We start from the raw sequence: 17,619 nt of genomic DNA, 5'->3' as shown, positions 1-17,619 counted from the left end.
TCCCCCGGTGTCAGCGGCCGGCGCTAGGCTGTGCGGATGAACAGCTATGCGGTCTTCCTGCGCGGGGTCAATGTCGGCGGCATCACCATCAAAATGGCCGAGCTCAAGGACGCCCTGAAGCAGCGGCCCTTCGGCTCCGTGAAAACGCTGCTGGCCAGCGGGAACGTGGTCCTGACCAGCGACCTGCCCGCCGCCGGGGTGAAGGCCGAGTTCGAGGAGTGCCTGCGCGAGGGTTTCGGCTACGACGCCTGGGTGGTGGTGCTGCCCGCCGAACGCCTGGCGAAACTGGTGGCCGCGTGCCCCTATCCGCCGGACGACGCCGGCACGCACAGCTACGTCACGCTGTCCTCCGACGCCGGGGTCCTCGCCGAACTGTACGACGCCGGCACCGCATTGGACGGCGTGGAGCTTACCCTGCTGGGTCCGGAGGCGGTGGCGTGGCTTGCCCCGGCCGGCGGCACCCTGGACAGCCCGTTCAGCAAGCTCTCCTCGAAGCCGAAGTACAAGTCCTCCACCACCACGCGCAACCTGCGCACCCTGATCAAGGTCCGCGACGCCTCCGCGGACCTGCAGGGAGGGCGCGGCTAGCCCGCCGCCACCTTTAGGGCGCCGTTGAATGCGGTGAGCCGGCCGGCTTCGAGCTCGACGGGCGCCACCACGACGTCACGGGCGACGGCGTCGACCGCCGCTTCCAGCCGGCGGCGCGCGGCCCGGGCCCGCGCCCTGGCAGCGATCCCGGCAAGGGCCCGCGCCGCCAGGGCCAACACCAATCCGAGCAGCACTCCCCCGGCCACCAGCACCGTGGGCACCGGCCAGCCCTCGACGCGGGGAACCTCCGGAACCGGCAACTGGAAGTAGCCCAGCGCCGCCAGTACCCCCAGCCAGCCCAGCCCTGCAACCGCGGCCGCCAGCCCCAGCCACTGCAGGACGTTGAAGAGCCGCCACCACCAGGAGCCCCGCCCCGCGGACAGGTCGGTCCCGGCGATCGCCTGGTCAAGCGCGTCCGGGAGCTGGTCCCGTCCCTCCCGGGCGGCGGTGCGGATCGCAGCCCGCCACGGCCCGGGCGCGCCGTCGGAAGCGGTGTCGGCGAAGTTCCGGACCGCTGCGTCGGTCCTCGCACGCTCCGGCGCGCCGGCGGGCGGCAGCGAGGTCCGGTTCAGCTGCGGCGGTTCTCCGGTCCGGCGAAGGTTCAGCCTGCGCAGGGGGTCCGGCCGGAGCCGGGCGAGCCAGCGGGTCACCGGCCAGCCGGTCCGGCGCGTCGCCTCCAGCCGGTAGGAGGCGGCAACGGCATCCACCACCAGCGGCACGTTGGCGGCCGTGGCCAGTTCCCGGGACAGGCGTTCCCGGTTGCCGGGCCGGACGCCGGCGGCCTCGCCGGTCCCGGATGCCTCGGCCAATAGGTGGGCCGCGTGGTCGACGTCGGCCGTGAGCCGCTGGGACAGTGCGCGCCGCTGCATGGCCACCTGGCGGATCGCGGCGCGGACCTTGTCCACCCCGGTTCCCACGAGGGCCGAGGCTCCGAGGACCTGCACGGAACCCAGTCCGTCGCGGTGGAGCAGGGACTGGAGGGATTCCAGGACCGGCCGCACGTCGTGTTCCGGCAGCCGGTCCACCTGATTGAGGACCACCAGCGTCACGGCGGCGTGGGTGGCGAGCGGGGCGAGGAACTCGTTATGCACCGCCGCGTCAGCGTATTTCTGCGGGTCCAGCACCCAGACCAGGACGTCCACCAGCCCGGCCAGGCGCTCCGCGATGGCCCTGTTTTCGGCGCGGGTTGAGTCAATGTCCGGAAGGTCCAGCAGGATCAGTCCGGTGGAGTCGTCTGCGAAGCCGGGTACGGCCGCGGCAACGTGCCGGTGACGGACGTCCAGCCAGTCCAGGAGCTCCCCGCTGCCCTCCGCGCCCCAGATCCCGGCGAGCGGTTCCGACGTCGTTGGGCGGCGGGCTGCCGCCGTCGCGATGGCCGCGCCGCCCACCGCATTGAACAGCGACGACTTTCCGCTGCCGGTGGCCCCGAAGAAGCCCACCACGGTGTGTTCGGCGGAGAGGGAACGCCGCGAGCTGGCTCGCTCCAGGACCTGCAGGACCCCGTCCAAGGTCTCGTCCGGCAGCACGCCGGCCGCCAGTTGCCGCGCGTCATCCAGTGCTTCCAGCCGGCGGTCCAGGCGCGACGCCTCCCGGGCCGAAGCGTGGCGGTTCATGCGGCCGCCAGAGCTGTCAGGGCGGTGGCCCGCGCCCGCAAATCCTCGGCCGGGACGGCGTCCGGCGCCGCGGCCTCGAGGCGGTCCAGGAACCGCTGCCGCTCGTCGTCGAGGAGGCGCTGGCAGCGTTCCTGCAGGTCGGTGCGGGCGGTCCTGGCCAGCCGGCGCACGGCGTCCTCGCCGAAGACCGCCTCCAGGACGCGTTGGCCGATCACGGCCGTCCCGCCGGCGACGCCGATCTCCAGACCGGTGAGACCGGCGGTCATGGAGAAGACAACGATCATCAGCGCCGCACCGAGGCCGTTGATTCCGAAGGACAGCCAGCGCGCCTGGCTGCGCTTGCCCTGGCCTTCGGTCCGGATCAGCTCCATCAGGCTTCCTTGCCAGGCCCGGATCTCGGCCGCGACGGCGTCCGCGAAGCCCGGCGAGGTGCCGGACAGGTCGTCGGTGCCCAGCAGGAGGCGGCCGGCCGGGTCGGAGCGCCAACGCCGGTCCGTCTCCTCGGCAGCGTTGGCCGCTTCGTCGAGGATCACCGCCTGCAGGCCGGTTTCGATGGCCGTTTCAACGCGGACCGCCGGGGCCGGTTCGCCCCGGAAGAACGCCCCGACGCGGTCCCGCATCCGGCCGATGTTCTGTTCCATGACGCGGAAGAACTCCCCAGTGCCGACAAAGTCCTGCCACCGGGCGAGGACCTCTCCCCGCAACAGGGCGCCGTCGCGGGTGGCCTCCTGGATGCGGCCGGCGGCGTCCCGGTAGGCGCTCATGGCGTCCTGCTCCAGTTGCCGGGCCGCTTCCTGCTGCGCCGCCACGGCGCCTGCGGCGGCGGTGAACCTGGCGGCCAGGCCCCTGATGGCGCCGTTAAGGGTCCGCCGGGCGATTGCGGACCTGCCGGCGGCGTCCGCCGCGATCCCGCGCAGCCAGGCAAGCAGCGGCGCCACCGTGGCCGGCGGCAGCATGCCCTCACGGTCCAGAGGCACCTCCGGGACGATGAACAGCCGCGCCGAGGCCAGGCCTTGGCGCTCAAGCATTGTCCGCAGGTCGGCGGCCACTTCGTCCTCGGCCGCCGGCGGCACGCGGTCCAGCACCACGGCCACGGTGATGTCGCGGGCGGCGGCGTCCAGCAACAGCCGCCAGGGCACGGCGTCGGCGTAGCGGTTGGCCGTCGTCACGAAGATCCAGAGATCCGCCGCGGCGAGCAGCTGTCCGGCGAGCCGGCGGTTCTCAGCGGAGACGGAGTCGACGTCGGGGGCATCCAGGAGGGCGACGCCGGCCGGGACCGCCGGGTCGCCTGCGAGGACCAGCGAGGTCACTGCGGCAGCGTCTTCCCCTGCGCCGGGGACCGACGCGGGTTGCGCCAAGGTCGGCCCGGCGAGGACCGTGCCGCGGATCCTGCTGAGCGTGGGCAGCACGCGCTGGTCCTCGAACCAGCCGGCGTCGCCCGGGTGGTGCAGGAGGATGGGCTGGCGGGTGGTGGGGCGGATCGCCCCGGCGCGGGTGACGGGGTGGCCCACCAGGGCGTTGACCAGCGTGGACTTGCCGGCGCCGGTGGAACCGCCGACGACGGCGAGCAGGGGCGCGTCGAGGCTGCGGTAGCGGGGCAGGATGTAGTCATCCAGTTGGGCGGCGGCGTTGCGGACGTCGCGGCGGGCGTCCTCCACGCCGGGGAGGTCCAACGGCAGGATCACGGTGCCCAGCTCGCGGCGGGCGGACTCCAGCAGCTCCACCGCGTTCGCCTGGCGTGCGGCGGCCTGCCCTGCACGGGCGGGAATGGTGCTCTCGTGGTCGCTCACAGCTTCATCATGGCAGGTCAGCGGTCCGGGACGCCCGGGCTACGGCGCTCCAGGCATAAAAAGGGAATAGAAAAATCCCCCGGAGACCGTGGTCTCCGGGGGAAATTTGTGACCCCAGCGGGATTCGAACCCGCGTTACCGCCGTGAGAGGGCAGCGTACTAGGCCGCTATACGATGGGGCCTTGCACTTTTCCAGCTCGAAGATTGTTTCACATCTTCAGCCATTCTCCAAATCGGTCGGACCAACTCGGAGACTCCGATTTTCCGCGGAAATCCGCGGATTTTCAGAGCTGGGATACCAGGACTCGAACCTAGAATGACGGTACCAGAAACCGTAGTGTTGCCAATTACACCATATCCCATTGTGACTTTCGGACCGGTTCCGCAGGCCTAAACCCGCGCTCCCGGCGCCTCAGCACGAGTAATTACTTTACCCGAGACTTTTGTCCGGCACAAATCGGCCCGAAGTCCCCGCGGGAACGCCCCGAAAGGCGCCCCGGGCGGCATGCGCCACCCGCCAATCTGCAAAAAACCGTTGCCAATCCGCCGTCGATAAGTTTACTCTCGGTAAGTTACCAACGAGTAACCCAACCCTCCCCCAATCGAACAGCAGCATCCCCACGGCCTAAGACGGCTGTTAGCTGCATCACACTGGCGGGGCCGGCAGCGAAGCCGTTGCCGGCGAGATCGTCGAGAGGAACAAGAAGTGCCACAGAGTCGTGTCGCCATCGCTCCGCCCCGCAACCGGGCCCAACAAATCGCCATTGCCGTCCTGGCCCTGCTGCTGATCGCGTTGCTGGGCTTCTACACCTTGGTCACGGGTCGGATCACCGACGGGTCCGCCCGCCTCAATGACGGTGCCGGCCAGGCCGCCGCCGGGGCCCAACAGCTCAAGGATGGCGCGGGGAAGCTCGCCGACGGCGCGGGCCAGGCCGATACCGGCTCGGGCAAGCTCTCGGACGGCGCGGAGAAGATCCACCAAGGCATCGCAAGCAAGCTCGCCCCGGGCGCGGACCAGCTGCAGCAGGGCGCCACCCAGCTCTCCGAGGGCGCGGTCAAGATCCAGACCGACGTGGATAACAAGCTCGCCCCCGGCGTCTACCAGGTGGACGACGGCGCCCAGAAGCTGGCGGCCGGCGCGGTCCAGCTCTCCGCCGCACTGACCCCCACGGCCGCCGGCAACGCGGAGAACAACCTGGCCGACGGCGCTACCCAGCTCAACGCCGGAGCCGGCCAGCTGGCCGCCGGCACGGGCCAACTGGCCGCCGGCACGGACCAGCTCGCCGCCGGCACCGACCAGCTCAAGGGCTACCGGGGCGCCAACAACAACCCCGAGGCCGGAACCGGAACGGCTGCCCTGGCCCAGGCGCTGGAGCAGCTGAACGCCGCCGCCAATGATTTGGTCCAGGGAGCAGTGCCGCTGGCCGTGGTCAAGGACAAGATCGCCAAGATCCTCGACGGCGCCCACCGGCTGGACGCCGGCGCCTCGCGGCTGCAGGCCGGGGCTGGGCAGCTCCGCACCGGCGCCGCCCAGCTGAACACCGGCGCCGGGCAGCTGCACGCCGGAACCGGGAAGCTCACCGCCGGCTTCGCCACCCTGGCGGCCAAGCTCAACAGCCAGGACCCCAACAACCCCGGCGTCGTCCTGGGCACCCGCCTGCTGGCCGACGGCACCTCAAAAATCCGGGTGGGCATGGACGGCGTACCCGGCGATCCGGAGCACCCGGGCCTGCTGAAGGCCACGGCCAAGATGACCGACGGCACCTCCCGGCTCGCGGACGGAACCCTGGCACTGAACACGGGCATCAAGGGCGATCCCGCCGACCCGGCAAACCCGGGCCTGCTGAACGGGTCCACCGCACTGGCCACCGGCGCCTCCGACCTCCACACCGGCAACAGCAAACTCGCCGCGGGCTCCACGCAGCTCGCGAGCGGCGCCGACAAGCTGGCCGACGGCAACGCGCAGATCGCCGCCGGAACCGGCACGCTCTTCTCCAGCGCCTCCGCGGTGTCCCCGTCGAGCATGATCAAGAACGACGTCGCCGTGGCCCTGGGACTTGTGACCCTGCTGGCGCTCGGCGCCGTGGGCGCCTACCTGGCGCTGCGGAACCGGCGGCTCGCCCAGGCTCCGGCCTAACGGACCAGCCCGGCCGGCCCGCCAGCCCGTCCAGGGACATCAGCTCAGGCGAGCAGGTCCAGCAGCGAGGAGACCTCGCGTCCGGTGAACTCCGGCGCGGGGTCTCCTCCGCGGTTAAGCCACACGCCCAGCAGGCCGGCCGCCGTCGCGCCGTCCGCGTCGAGCAGCCGGTTGTCGCCGACGTAGAGCGTCTCTGCCCGGCCGGTGCCGAGCTGGCGCACACCCTCGAGGTAGATGGCGGGGTCCGGCTTCGGGACGCCCACGGTGTCGGTGCCGACCAGCACGCCGATCCGCTCCAGCCCGGCGGCGTCGAGCTTCACCCGCTGGTAGTCGTGGACGTTATTGCTCACCGCACCGTACGGAATCCCCGCGGCGTCCAGGGCGTCCAGCAGCGGAACCACGTCATCAAAGGCGCGGATATAGCTGTGCTGCAGGCTCGCGTAGGAGCTGACCCAGTGATGGGCCTGCTCCCCCTCGGCCAGTTCGACGCCGAAGTGCCCCAGTGCGGCGCGGCCGCGGAGCAGGCGCTGCTCGTTGAAGGTCAGCTCACCTGCCAGGTAGCGATCGTAGTAGTGCGTGGTTTCCTTCGTGAAGATGCGCCCGAACTTCTCCCAGGAGGCCTCGTCCAGGCCCGGGAGCAGGTGCTCGCTGACGCCGCGCAGGGCCGCCGTCATGGCGAACTCCAGGTCCACCAGCGTGTCGTCAATATCGAAGAGCACGCCGGTGACGGCGGTGAGACCGGGCGCCAGCACGCCGGCCGCCCGGTCCCCGCCCCGCGTGGCGGCATCCATCATCAGCCGCGGAAGGCGCGCAGGCGGGCCAGGGACGAGTCCCGGCCCAGGATGACCATGGACTCGAACAGCGGCGGGGAGATCCGGCGGCCGGAGATGGCCGTGCGGACCGGGCCGAACGCCAGCCGGGGCTTGACGCCGAGGCCCTCGACCAGCGACTCCTTCAGGGCTGCCTGGATGCTCTCCGCGGTCCAATCCTGCAGCGGTTCCAGCGAGACCAGGGCGGCGTCGAGCACCTCGGTGAGGTTCTCCGGGAGTCCCTTGCGGGCGTCGTCGGCCACGTCCACCGCGTCGTCGGCTTTGAAGAGGAAGGCAAGCATCTCGGGCGCTTCGCCGAGGAGCGAGATGCGCTCCTGGATCAGCGGCGCAGCCTCCGCGAGGATCTCCTCTTCGCGCGCGGTGAGCGTCTCCCCCACCAAGCCGGCGGCCTGCAGGTACGGGACCAGCCGGCCGCGGAAGTCCTCGGCGTCGAGCATGCGGATGTGCGTGCCGTTGATGGCCTCGGCCTTCTTGAGGTCGAAGCGGGCCGGGTTGGCCAACACGTCGTGGACGTCGAAGTTCTCGATCAGCTGCTCCACGGTGAAGATGTCCTCGTCCGCGGAGAGGCTCCAGCCCAGCAGGGAGAGGTAGTTCAGCAGGCCTTCGGGGATGAAGCCGCGGTCGCGCAGCAGGAAGAGGTTGGACTGCGGGTCGCGCTTGGAGAGCTTCTTGTTGCCCTCGCCCATGACGTAGGGCAGGTGGCCGAACTCCGGCAGGTAGCTGGCGACGCCGATCTCCATCAGCGCACGGAACAGCACCACCTGGCGGGGCGTGGAGGAGAGCAGGTCCTCACCACGGAGGACGTGGGTGATGCCCATCAGCGCGTCGTCCACCGGGTTGACCAGGGTGTAGAGCGGCGAACCGTCGGCGCGGACGATCACGTAGTCCGGGATGCTGCCGGCCTTGAAGGTGATCTCGCCGCGGACCATGTCGGTGAAGGTGACGTCCTCGTCGGGCATCCGCATCCGCAACACCGGCTGCCGGCCCTCGGCCTGGAACGCGGCGAGCTGTTCCTCGGAGAGGTTCCGGTCGAAGTTGTCGTAGCCCAGCTTCGGGTCGCGGCCGGCGGCACGGTGGCGTGCCTCGACCTCCTCCGGGGACGAGTAGCACTCGTAGGCGTAACCGCCGGCGACCAGCTTGGCCACCACGTCCTTGTAGAGGTCCAGGCGCTGCGACTGGCGGTACGGCTCGTGCGGGCCGCCCACCTCGACGCCCTCTTCCCAGCTGATGCCGAGCCACTTCAGCGCCTCCAGCAGCTGCTGGTAGCTCTCCTCCGAGTCGCGCGCCGCGTCCGTGTCCTCGATGCGGAAGACGAACGTGCCCTTGGTGTGCTTCGCGTGGGCCCAGTTGAACAGGGCGGTGCGGATCAGGCCGACGTGCGGGGTTCCGGTGGGCGAGGGGCAGAACCGGACCCGGACCGGGGTGTCCGCGGTGACTTCGCGGGAGGCTTCACGGTTCGGGTCCGTGGTGGCAGAGCTGGAGACGGCGTCGGGCGCGGTGGGAGTAGTCATAGTGGTACCAACTTTACCGCGTGCCCCAACTGGCTAGCGGCGGACGATCGGGTTGGAAAGGCGTCCGATGCCCTCGATCTCCACCTCGTAGCGGTCCCCGGCCTGAACGAGGCCGACGCCGGCGGGGGTACCGGTCATGATGACGTCGCCGGGCAGCAGGGTGAAGGCGTGCGAGACGATCGAGACCAGCTCGCGGACGCCGCGGATCATCTGGTTGGTATTGCCGTCCTGGCGCAGTTCGCCGTTCAGGCGGCCCTGGATCTGCAGGTCCTCGGTGTCCAGTTCGGTTTCGATCCAGGGGCCCAGCGGGGCGGAGGTATCGAAGCCCTTGGCGCGGGCCCATTGCAGGTCGGTCTTCTGGACGTCCCGGGCGGTGAGGTCGTTGCCGCAGGTGTAGCCGAAGACGACGTCGTCCACGCGCTCCTCGGGGACGTCCTTGCAGATCCGGCCGATCACGACGCACAGTTCGGCTTCGAAGGAGATCTCCTCGGAGAACTCGGGCAGAACCACGGGATCGTTCGGGCCAACCACGGAGGTGTTGGGCTTGAGGAACAGCAGCGGCTGGGCGGGCACCTCGTTGCCGAGTTCGTGGGCGTGTTCCACGAAGTTGCGGCCGACGCCGACGACCTTGCTGCGCGGGATGATCGGCGCGAGCAGGCGGACGTCCTCCAGCTGGTGCTTCACGGAGGTCCGTTCGACGCCGTTGAAGAAGGGGTCGCCGTGGATGACAGTGATGACCTCACTGCCGGGCTCGCCTTCGACGATGCCGTAAAGGGGATCAGAATCAACTACAAACCGGGCGATACGCATGCGCCCTAGCCTACCGTCCGCGCAGGTAGTCCAGCTGCGCGGCGACGGACAGTTCGGCGGCTGGCCGGACGGAGGGGTCGACGGCGGCGTAGACCGCGTCGGCCACCTCCACGACGCCGGCGTCCCCGCCGAGCTCGGCCAGGGCGGAGCGGATCTGCGAGAGCCGGTCCTGGCGGTGGTCGCGGTACGCCCGCACGATCGTGTCCAGCGCGGGGAGGACGGGCCCGTGGGCCGGCAGGACCGTCGCCGGGCCGATCCGCTCCAGCCGGTCCAGCGAGTCGAGGTAGTCCCCCAGCCGGCCGTCCGGGTAGTCCAGCACCGTGGTCCCGACGCCAAGGACGGTGTCGCCGGTGAGGACAGAACCGTGCTCGCCGTCGCCGGGCAGGTGGAAGCAGACGGAGTCGGAGGTGTGGCCCGGCGTCGCCAGCACACGGATCTCGACGCCGGCGGCGTGCAACACCTCGCCGTCGGCCAGCGGCTCGGCGCCGTGGCAGTGCGCGGGGTCGGCGGCCCGCACGGGGGCGCCGGTCAACTCAGCGAATCGGGCGGCCGCTGCCGTGTGGTCGGCGTGGCGGTGGGTGATCAGGATCAGCTCCACCGTCCCGGCCCGGCCGAGCGCGGCCAGGTGGTCCTCATCCAGCGGGCCCGGGTCCACCACCACGACGGCGGAGGCCCCCGGGGCCGAGAGCACGTACGAGTTGGTCCCGTGCAGGCTCATCGGCCCCGGGTTGGGCGCCAGATGGAAGGCGGTCAGGTCGGTGCTCCGGACCGGGGCCCGGACGTCGTCGTGGATCACAGTCCCATCTTCCCACCGCGCCCGCCGGGAGGGCAGGGCCGGAGTGCTTACGCCAGGCGGGTCAGCCAGCCGTGGGTGTCCTCGACCGTGCCGGTCTGGATGCCGAGCAGCTGTTCGCGGATGGCCATGGTGGTCCCGCCGGCCTTGGCGTCCTCGGAGCCGATGAACTCGGTGGTGTCCTTGAGCACGCCGATCGGGGTGATCACGGCGGCGGTGCCGCAGGCGAAGACCTCGGCGATCTCACCGGAGGCCACGCCGTCGCGCCATTCGTCCAGGGTGATCTTCCGTTCGGTGACCTCGCGGCCCATGTCGCGGGCCACCTGGATGACCGAGGAGCGGGTGACGCCCTCGAGGATGGTGCCGGAGAGCGCCGGGGTGACCAGGGAGCCGTCCTTCATCACGAAGAAGACGTTCATGCCGCCGAGCTCCTCGACGGCGTTGTCGTTGAACTGGTCCAGGAAGAGCACCTGCTTGCAGCCGTTGGCCTCGGCCTCCTGCTGGGCGATCAGCGACGCGGCGTAGTTGCCGCCGCACTTGGCGGCACCGGTACCGCCGCGGCCGGCGCGGGCGTATTCGCGGGAGATCCAGATGGAGACGGGCTTGAGCTCGCCGCCGAAGTAGTTGCCGGCCGGGGAGGCGATGACGCGGAAGGAGACCTCGCGGGCGGCCCGGACGCCCAGGAAGGCCTCGGTGGCGATCATGAACGGCCGCAGGTAGAGGGCTTCGCCGTCGCCGCTGGGGACCCAGTCACGGTCGACGGAAACCAGCTCGCGGATGGCGGCGAGGAAGTATTCCTCGGGCAGTTCCGGCAGGGCGAGCCGGCGGGCGGACTTGTTCAGCCGGGCGGCGTTGGCCTCGGGCCGGAACGTCCAGACGGAGCCGTCGGCGTGGCGGTAGGCCTTGAGGCCCTCGAAGATCTCCTGGCCGTAGTGCAGGACCGCGGCGGAGGGGTCCAGCATGATCGGACCGTAGGGTTCGATGCGGGCGTCGTGCCAGCCGCCCTTGCCCTCGGCGTCGACGCTGTAGTCGACGATCGCGGTGTGGTCGGTGAAGTAGTCGCCGAATCCCGGGTTCGCCAGGATGGCTGCGCGCTCTTCCGCGGACTTCGGGGTCGCCGAGAGCCGCTGCGCGAATTCGACGCCATGGGCAGTCTGGGTCATGGTTCCTCCATGGTCGGCTGCCTGGCGGTGTGAACGTGGTTCATCCTCGGACCACGGCAGCAAATTGGTGAGTCGAAACTAGCTTACGCCCGGGCGTCAGAGGGCGGCCGCGATGGCGTCGCCGATCGCCGCCGTGCTGCGGAAGCTCCCGTCGCGGGCCTCGACGTCGGCGGTCACGGCCGCCTCGATCCGCCGCGCGGCCGCGCCGTAGCCGAGGTGGTCCAGCAGCAGGGCGGCGGAGAGGATCGCGGCGCTCGGGTCGGCCTTCTGCTGGCCGGCGATGTCCGGGGCGGAGCCGTGGACGGGTTCGAACATCGACGGCGCGGTGCGGTCCATGTTGATGTTGCCGGACGCGGCCAGGCCGATGCCGCCGGTGATGGCCGCGGCGAGGTCGGTGAGGATGTCGCCGAAGAGGTTGTCCGTGACGATCACGTCGAAGCGGGCCGGGTCCGTAACCATGAAGATGGTGGCGGCGTCCACGTGCAGGTAGTCGTGGCTGACCTCGGGGAACTCCTGGGCGACGGCCTCCACGGTGCGCTTCCAGAGGTGGCCTGCGTAGACCAGCACGTTGTGCTTGTGCACCAGGGTCAGCTTCTTGCGCGGGCGCTCGTTGGCGCGGCGGAAGGCGTCACGGACCACGCGCTCGACACCGTGGGCGGTGTTCAGCGAGACCTCGGTGGCGACCTCGTGCGGGGTGCCGCTACGCAGGGTGCCGCCGTTGCCGACGTAGGGGCCCTCGGTGCCCTCGCGGACCACGATGAAGTCGACCTCGCCGGGGTTGGCCAGCGGGCTGCCGACGCCGGCGTACAGCTTGGAGGGGCGCAGGTTCACATAGTGGTCCAGGCTGAAGCGGAGCTTAAGCAACAGTTCGCGCTCGATGATGCCGGAGGGAATCCGGGTGTCCCCGGGTGCGGCGCCGACGGCGCCGAAGAGGATGGCGTCGCGGCCGCGCAGGTCGGCCAGCGTCTCCTCGGGCAGGGTCTCCCCCGTGGCCAGCCAGTGCGCGGCGCCCAACTCGTAGTGGGTCTGCTGCAACACGATGCCCTCGGCCGCGGCGGCCTTCTCGAGCACCTTGAGGGCTTCGGCTACGACCTCGGGGCCGATGCCATCGCCGGGGATAACGGCCAGGTCGATCGTGGATTCGCTCATACCTTCAGGGTAGTGAGGGCATCCGCATGCTGGTCAATCCGTCTCAAAATACGAACACCCCCGGCGGCCTGCCGGGGTGTTCGTGGAGTTCGGGCCGGGTGGCTCAGGCCTCCGCAGGCTCCTCGTACTTCGGGAAGACCGGGGCCGGGGCGGGCAGGGCGGTGCCGGACTCGATCGGCGTGGCCAGCGCGGCGAAGCTGCGGGCCTCCCCCTCGGGCTGGCCGAGGCTGTCCAGGATGGCGCCGGCCGCCGTCGGCATCACCGGCTGCGCCAGGATGGCGACGTTCCGCAGCACCTCGAGGGTGACGTAGAGGACCGTGTTCATCCGTTCGACGTCGGTCTTCCGCAGCACCCACGGTGCCTGTTCGGCGAAGTAGGCGTTGGTGTCGCCGAGGACGTTCCAGATGGCCTCCAGCGCACGGCTGAACTCCTGCTTCTCGAACGCGGCGCGGGCAGCGTCGAGCAGGCCCCGGGCCTGTCCCAGCAGGGCGTCGTCGTCGGCGCTGAAGGCGGCCGGGACGGGGACCTTGCCCTCGCAGTTCTTGGCGACCATGGACAGGGACCGCTGGGCGAGGTTGCCGAAGTTGTTGGCCAGGTCCGCGTTCATCCGGCCCACGATCGCCTCGTGGTTGTAGTTGCCGTCGGCCCCGAAAGGGACCTCCCGCAGGAAGAAGTAACGCACCTGGTCGAGGCCGTACTGCGCGACGAAGTCCGCCGGCGCCACCACGTTGCCGAGCGACTTGGACATCTTGACGCCGTTGTTGTGCAGGAAGCCGTGGATCATGATGCGCTTGGGCAGCTCCAGCCCTGCGGACATCAGGAATGCCGGCCAGTAGATGGCGTGGAACCGGGAGATGTCCTTGCCGATCACGTGCACGTCGGCCGGCCAGTACTTCTTGAAGGAGTCGGAGTCGAGGTCCGGGTAGCCGACGCCGGTGAGGTAGTTGGTGAGCGCGTCCACCCACACGTACATGACGTGCCCGTCGCTGCCGGGGACGGGGACGCCCCAGTCGAAGGTGGTCCGGCTGATGGAGAGGTCCTCCAGGCCGCGCTTGACGAAGCTGATGACCTCGTTGAACCGTGACTGGGGTGCACCGAACTCGGGGTGCGCCTCGTACAGAGCCAGCAGCTTGTCCTGGTAGGCCGAGAGCCGGAAGAAGTAGCTCTCCTCGGCGGTCCAGGTGACCTCGGTGTCCGTCTCCCGCGAGTAGCGGAGGCCGTCGTCCTTGACCACGGTCTCGTCTTCGCCGTAGTAGGCCTCGTCGCGGACCGAATACCAGCCCTCGTAGTTGGACAGGTAGATGTCCCCGTTCGCTTCCATCGTCTTCCAGATGGCCTGCGATGCGGCGTAGTGGTCGGCGTCCGTGGTCCGGATGAAGCGGTCGTAGGAGATGTCGAGGGCCGCGTGGGCGGCCTGGTAGATCTCCGCGTTCCGGTCGACCAGTTCCTTGGGCGGGATGCCTTCCTTCTCGGCCGTCTGGGCGATCTTCATGCCGTGCTCGTCGGTCCCGGTGAGGAAGAAGACGTCGTAGCCGTCCAGTCGCTTGAAGCGTGCCATCGCATCGGTGGCGATGTATTCGTAGGCGTGGCCGATGTGCGGCACGCCGTTCGGGTAGGTGATGGCGGTGGTGATGTAGAACGGGGGCTTTTCGGAAGGCGTCACGGGTTAAACCTAAATCAGTTCGGTGAGGGTATCGCTCTGGCGGACAAGTTCGTGGTCATGTGAAGCGACCAGCACGGCGATGCCGTCCGAGGTGGTGTCCTTGAGGATGCTGATGATGCGGTTGGCCGAGGCCCGGTCCAGGCTGGCGGTGGGTTCGTCCACCACGAGCACGCGGGTGCCCAGGATCAGCGCACGGGCGATCGCCACGCGCTGGCGTTCACCGCCGGAGAGCTGGGCGGGGCGGTGGCGCATGCGCCGGCCCAGGCCCACCAGGTCCAGGAGGTCCTTGGCCATGTCGCGGCGCTGTTCGACCTCGCCGTCGGGGACGGCGGGCAGCAGCACGTTCTCCAGCGCGCTCATGCCGTCGATCAGGGCGCCGCCCTGGTCCACGTAGCCGATCAGGGCGCGGCGGCGGTCCGCGATCTCGTCGTCGCCCATGGTCTCCAGCGAGTCGCCCTCCCAGAACACCCGGCCCGACGTCGGCAGGGTCAGGCCCGCGCCGACGGTGAGGATGCTGGTCTTGCCGGAGCCGGAGCGGCCGGCGACGCAGTGCATCTCGCCGGCGTGCAGCGTCATGTTGAAGTCATCAACGACGTTGACGGCCTCGGCGCCGTTCTTGCCGCCGCCGTAGTGGATGGTGATGTTGCTCAGCTCCAACGGCGTGGCGTGGTCCGTTGGCCGCACGATCGTGTTGGCGCGGGTCTTCTGCGCCGCCGCACGGCGGGTGCTGGTGGTCATCCGGTCGTGTGCTTCCCGGTCAAGGTTCAGCTCGTTGGTCATTGGACTACTTTCGTTGCAATCGGGATCCAGCAGAGGACCGCGACCAGGCCGGCGACGGCGGCCCAGAGTGCGGCGTAGGGGGCAAGGATGAGTCCCACGCCCAGGGCACCGAGGACGCCCAGGGGCAGGGCGATGGTTCCCACCATGGCATTTTCGAAGAAGCGGACCTGGCCCAGCATGTCCGGGTTCCAGCCCATCGCCTGCAGCGTGCCCAGGTACTGGCGCTTGGCGGCGAGCTCGAACCGGCCGGTGACCATGGTCAGCAGCAGGCCCACCGCCACCCCGGAGATGCCCAGGATGATGCTGGGCAGGGCGATGCTGGCGGCGGCCACGCCGCTGAGGGCGCTGGCGCCGGCGGCGCGCGGGATGTCGATCAGCAGGGCGGCGAGGCCGCCCACCGCGGCGCCGAAGACGCCGACGGCGACCGCCAGGGAGCCGGTGTTGAACTTGTTGGTGCTCAGCTGCCGGCTGGCAAAGGTCAGCGGGGAGTCGACCGGGATGAGCCGCTCGTCATGCTGCGGTTCCTGGTCGATCACCTCGCGGTGGCGCAGCTGCTGGGCCGCGAAGAAGGCCGCGGCGCAGTAGAGCACCAGGACCGAGGCGGAGACGATCGCGGTGGCCGGGTTCCAGCTGACCAGGCTCAGGATGATCCCGGCGGCGGCCAGCGCCGCGGCGCCGACCCCGAACTCGGCCAGCACCCAGGTGCGGATCCGGCGCTGGGTCCAGCCCATGGCGCGCAGGGTTCCGGCCTCACGGCGGCGCTTGCGGACGTAGCTCACGGTGGAGGCACCGGTCAGCAAGGCGGCCCCGCAGAGGGTCAGGAACAGCAGGGTGAGGTTGGTGCCCGAGAGCGAGCCGGACACGGCGTCGGCCGCGTTCTGCCGCACCCATGACTGCGTGACGGTGCCCAGCGGGGATTCCTTGCCGGCGTCGTCCTTGGAGTAGCCGGGCACGAAGATGCTGGCGTCCTCGCGGGCGGAACCTGCCACCACGGTGGCTTCCAGGCCCATGTCGCGGATCTGGTTGGCGAGCTTCTCGACCTCGGGCTGCGCCTGCTTCCAGGTGCCGTCGACCTTGGCGCGGACCCGCACGGCGTCGATGACGGAGGCGTTCTTGTCGTAGCCGCGGGCGGCGGCCAGGCCGTAGTAGTCGGTGATGGCGCCGGCGGACTGACTGACCAGGCCCGTGGCGCTGAGCGAGGGCTTCAGCGCGGTGGGGGTGGTGTCCTTGCCGGAGGCGTCCTTGGTCAGGGTCATAGGCGTCGGGTCGTAGCCGCCCAGGGGGAGGCGGTTGACGTCGCCGGCGGCCTCCTGGACCTTGGCCGGGTCGAAGGTGCCGTAGACCATGGGCAGCGGCGTGGCCGGCTTCTTGCCGGTCTGCAGGTTCTCCCGGTAGGAGCGCTCGTCCACCGGGGTGCGCTGGGTCTGGTCGACGGCGGCACCGTTGGCGCCCTTCTCGGGGAGCCGGTTGACGGTGACCCATTCGCCGGGGACGGCGGACTTTTCGACGGCGCCGTTGCCGGCGGTCTGGCCGTCTTTGTACTTCGGCGCTGCGGCGAAGTCGGTGCTCCAGATGGCGGGGTTGTAGAGGCCCTGGCCGAAGCCGCCGGTGTCCCCCATCAGGGAGCTGAGGTCCTTGGAGCCGGGCCAGGCCAGGTCGAACGGGGCCTTCGAGACGAACGGCAGGTAGTCCTTGTCCAGCGACCGGGTGACGGTGCCGACGTCCTTGGTGACGTTGCCGGCGTTGTCGATTTCCTCGATCTTGACCGAGTACTTCAGGTCCAGGGAGGTGCCGGAGCGGACGATCAGCGGGATGGCCTGCGAGTCGGCGGTGAGCTGGCCGGCGTTCTTGGCCTGCTGGTACTGGGTCATCAGCGGCGCCCAGTACTTGAGCTTCACGCCCAGGAAGTCCGGGCCTTCCTTGAGCTGGTCCATGGTGATGCCGCTGGTGAAGAGGCTCTCGAAGTGGCGGCCGATCGCTCCGGCGTCGCGGGCGTCAGCGGGCGGGGCCTTCTCCAGGGGTGCCAGGAAGTCGCCGGCACCGCCCAGCAGGGCGCGCTCGGCGACGGGGTCGACGGCGACCACGGACTCGGTGACCTGCGGCGCCAGGGGCAGCGCCACGGAGAGGTTGAAGAGGGTGTGCTCGGAGCCGCCGGCCGGGGCCGGGAACTTGATACCGCTCTCCCCCGCCGGGCCCGCGATGCGGACGTTCTTGCCGCCGGCGACCTGTTCCTCGACCAGCTTGCCCTTGCCGAGGGTGCCCTCGGCGGTGGTCTTGAACAGCGTCTGCTCGCTGGAGCCGTTGGAGCTGACGGCACTGGCGGTCAGGCGGTACTTCTTAGGAGTGTCGCTGAGGACGGACTGCGCGGCGGGCCACTTGGAGGGATCCGTGGCGGTAGGGTCACCGGCGGTGCCGGCGAGGCCGGCGTTGTAGCCCAGGTAGTCGGTGGCGTCGAGGCGGGGAGCCTCCAGGTTCTGCGAGACCCGCGAGACCAGGCTGATCGGCGCGGCGACAGAAGTGCCGGAGAGCTTCCGAATGGCGTCCAGCTGGTCGAAGCCGATGCCGCCCTGGCCGGAGGCGATGTCCGGCTGCATCAGCGCCCCGGACGAGCTGGCCTTGGCCTGGACCAGGATGTCGTAGAGGCCGCGCGAGTTCTGGTCGACGGTGCGGTTGAGCGCCGCCTGGGACTGTCCCTGCACGAGGACGGACAGGCACATGGCGACGATCAAAATGGACGCGGTCAACAAAAGCACTCTGCTTCTGATGAACCTTTGGACGGCGTTCATTGGGCT

Annotated in this window: 13 protein-coding genes and 2 tRNA genes; 2 read left to right on the top strand and 13 right to left on the bottom strand. The window is 70.0% G+C overall.

The features are described 5' to 3' along the window. Positions 1-36 precede the first annotated feature (36 nt). A complete protein-coding gene (locus tag ABC337_RS14770) occupies positions 37-588 on the top strand; it encodes a DUF1697 domain-containing protein (RefSeq protein WP_412883342.1) in 552 nt (183 codons plus the stop codon). On the opposite strand, the gene ABC337_RS14765 is transcribed toward ABC337_RS14770, so the two are convergent. From ABC337_RS14765 to ABC337_RS14750, 4 genes are all read right to left on the bottom strand, one after another. Then, positions 585-2,201 carry a GTPase gene (locus ABC337_RS14765; protein ID WP_412883343.1) on the bottom strand — a complete coding sequence of 539 codons (1,617 nt, stop codon included), beginning with the start codon at positions 2,199-2,201 and terminating at the stop codon, positions 585-587. The genes ABC337_RS14770 and ABC337_RS14765 overlap by 4 nt on opposite strands. Further along, positions 2,198-3,991, bottom strand: coding sequence for a dynamin family protein (locus tag ABC337_RS14760; protein ID WP_412883344.1), 1,794 nt, complete (start codon positions 3,989-3,991; stop codon positions 2,198-2,200). Before ABC337_RS14760 ends, ABC337_RS14765 begins: the two co-directional genes overlap by 4 nt. A gap of 109 nt (positions 3,992-4,100) precedes the next feature. After that, positions 4,101-4,173 (bottom strand) — tRNA-Glu (locus ABC337_RS14755). Between the two features lie 108 nt (positions 4,174-4,281). Beyond that, positions 4,282-4,353, bottom strand: a tRNA-Gln gene (locus tag ABC337_RS14750). Positions 4,354-4,697: 344 nt separating this feature from the next. On the opposite strand from ABC337_RS14750, the gene ABC337_RS14745 reads away from it, so the two are divergent. Beyond that, positions 4,698-6,128, top strand: a complete 1,431-nt coding sequence (locus ABC337_RS14745; protein ID WP_412883345.1) for a hypothetical protein — start codon at positions 4,698-4,700, stop codon at positions 6,126-6,128. Between the two features lie 44 nt (positions 6,129-6,172). On the opposite strand, the gene ABC337_RS14740 is transcribed toward ABC337_RS14745, so the two are convergent. The 9 genes from ABC337_RS14740 to ABC337_RS14700 all read right to left on the bottom strand — a co-directional run bounded on the left by ABC337_RS14740 (position 6,173) and on the right by ABC337_RS14700 (position 17,613). Then, positions 6,173-6,919: an HAD family hydrolase gene (locus ABC337_RS14740; RefSeq protein WP_412884909.1), complete on the bottom strand. Its 747-nt coding sequence runs from the start codon at positions 6,917-6,919 to the stop codon at positions 6,173-6,175. Positions 6,920-6,921: 2 nt separating this feature from the next. Next, on the bottom strand, positions 6,922-8,469 hold the full coding sequence (gene gltX / locus ABC337_RS14735; protein ID WP_412883346.1) for a glutamate--tRNA ligase: 1,548 nt from the start codon (positions 8,467-8,469) through the stop codon (positions 6,922-6,924). A gap of 33 nt (positions 8,470-8,502) precedes the next feature. Further along, on the bottom strand, positions 8,503-9,279 hold the full coding sequence (locus ABC337_RS14730; RefSeq protein WP_290257489.1) for a fumarylacetoacetate hydrolase family protein: 777 nt from the start codon (positions 9,277-9,279) through the stop codon (positions 8,503-8,505). A 10-nt stretch (positions 9,280-9,289) separates the two neighbouring features. After that, on the bottom strand, positions 9,290-10,075 hold the full coding sequence (locus ABC337_RS14725; RefSeq protein ID WP_412893247.1) for an MBL fold metallo-hydrolase: 786 nt from the start codon (positions 10,073-10,075) through the stop codon (positions 9,290-9,292). Positions 10,076-10,122: 47 nt separating this feature from the next. Further along, entirely contained in the window at positions 10,123-11,235 is a 1,113-nt protein-coding gene (locus ABC337_RS14720; RefSeq protein WP_412883348.1) for a branched-chain amino acid aminotransferase, read from the bottom strand. A gap of 96 nt (positions 11,236-11,331) precedes the next feature. Next, the gene (locus ABC337_RS14715) at positions 11,332-12,384 is read right to left on the bottom strand and encodes a 3-isopropylmalate dehydrogenase (RefSeq protein WP_412883349.1); all 1,053 of its coding nucleotides are present in this window, start codon (positions 12,382-12,384) and stop codon (positions 11,332-11,334) included. 103 nt (positions 12,385-12,487) lie between these two features. Then, positions 12,488-14,047: a methionine--tRNA ligase gene (metG, locus tag ABC337_RS14710; protein WP_412883350.1), complete on the bottom strand. Its 1,560-nt coding sequence runs from the start codon at positions 14,045-14,047 to the stop codon at positions 12,488-12,490. Between the two features lie 9 nt (positions 14,048-14,056). Continuing rightward, entirely contained in the window at positions 14,057-14,827 is a 771-nt protein-coding gene (locus ABC337_RS14705) for an ABC transporter ATP-binding protein (RefSeq protein ID WP_377970056.1), read from the bottom strand. Further along, on the bottom strand, positions 14,824-17,613 hold the full coding sequence (locus ABC337_RS14700) for an ABC transporter permease (protein WP_412883351.1): 2,790 nt from the start codon (positions 17,611-17,613) through the stop codon (positions 14,824-14,826). Before ABC337_RS14700 ends, ABC337_RS14705 begins: the two co-directional genes overlap by 4 nt. Positions 17,614-17,619: the final 6 nt, after the last annotated feature.

Source organism: Arthrobacter phoenicis (genome assembly GCF_047238215.1).
Classification (GTDB): Bacteria; Actinomycetota; Actinomycetes; order Actinomycetales; family Micrococcaceae; genus Arthrobacter.
This window is presented reverse-complemented; position numbering and strand designations above follow the sequence as displayed.